The organism is Mesorhizobium sp. M7A.F.Ca.US.005.03.2.1 (genome assembly GCF_003997795.1).
Classification (GTDB): Bacteria; Pseudomonadota; Alphaproteobacteria; order Rhizobiales; family Rhizobiaceae; genus Mesorhizobium; species Mesorhizobium ciceri.
Genome location: NZ_RZRP01001340.1, coordinates 1 through 1,031 on the forward strand (window position 1 = coordinate 1; position 1,031 = coordinate 1,031).

The window sequence follows — 1,031 nt, forward strand, 5'->3', positions numbered from 1 at the left end:
CTACAAGACGCTCGCCGAGCAGGCGCGGCAGCGCTTCGAGGCGCTCGGCATCGGCAATGTGATCGTGCGCCACGCCGATGGTTCCGGCGGGCTGCCGAATGAAGGGCCATTTGACCGCATCGTCGCCTGGGCTGCCTTCGACAGCCTGCCGCGTTTCCTGCTCGACCAGTTGTCGAGCGGCGGTATCGTCATCGCTCCGATCGGCCCCGAAGAGGGCGAACAGGTGCTGGCCAAGCTGACCAAGGTCGGCAGCCGCTTCGAGCGCGAAGACATCGGCCTCGTTCGCCTGCAGCCGATCCTGCGCGGTGTTGCCGCTATTATCTAGCGCGGATGTCGATGTTCGGCCGCGTCGTGCGCCCGTCTTCGACCCCGGCTGGCCTGACCCGAAATCTTCGCACGGCTCGCTCTCTAATATTTTAAGAAAAATTGCGTCGGATTCCATGAGGTTAACCGTCGAGTAACATTAACGCGCTTTAATCATGCCTAGTTTGTACCGGGTATGTGCGGGTTAGTGCGATGCAACTCAGTGTTTTGAAGACAAACGGTCGCAATCTGGCGCGAGGCTGCGCCATTCTGATGGTCGCGGGTGCTGCTGCGGGGTGCAGTTCCCAGGTTTCGCGGTTCAATGGCGTCGACGACGTCTTTACATCCTCGACCAACAATCAGCGCGCCATCATCAACAAGCAGGATGCCGTACAGCAGCCCTATCCGGGCGATGTCGCCGCCGCTCCGATCGATGGCAGCCATACACAATCGGTCAGCCGCTCCAGCCTCGAGCCGGTCTCGACGCGGCCGCTGCCGCCGCCCGTTGCCCAAGCGCAGCAGGCGCCGGCATCGAAGCCGGTGCGCACCGCATTGGCCCCGGCACCGCATGTCGACAGGACCACGACCGGCACCGTCGCTCCGGCGGCGTCGCCTTTCAAGGTTTCGCAACCTGACGAACCCCGCGTGGCTGCTTCCGGCACTCCGCATGCAACCGAGATCGTCGTCAGGGACGGCGAAACGATCGGCGGCCTGGCGCAGCGCTACAA

At 63.3% G+C, this 1,031-nt stretch carries 2 pseudogenes; both read left to right on the plus strand.

Annotated elements, in window-relative coordinates:
• Positions 1-325, plus strand: a pseudogene (gene pcm, locus EN991_RS37580) (protein-L-isoaspartate O-methyltransferase); the annotation flags it as partial.
• Positions 326-516: 191 nt separating this feature from the next.
• A pseudogene (locus EN991_RS37585) lies at positions 517-1,031 on the plus strand (peptigoglycan-binding protein LysM); the annotation flags it as partial.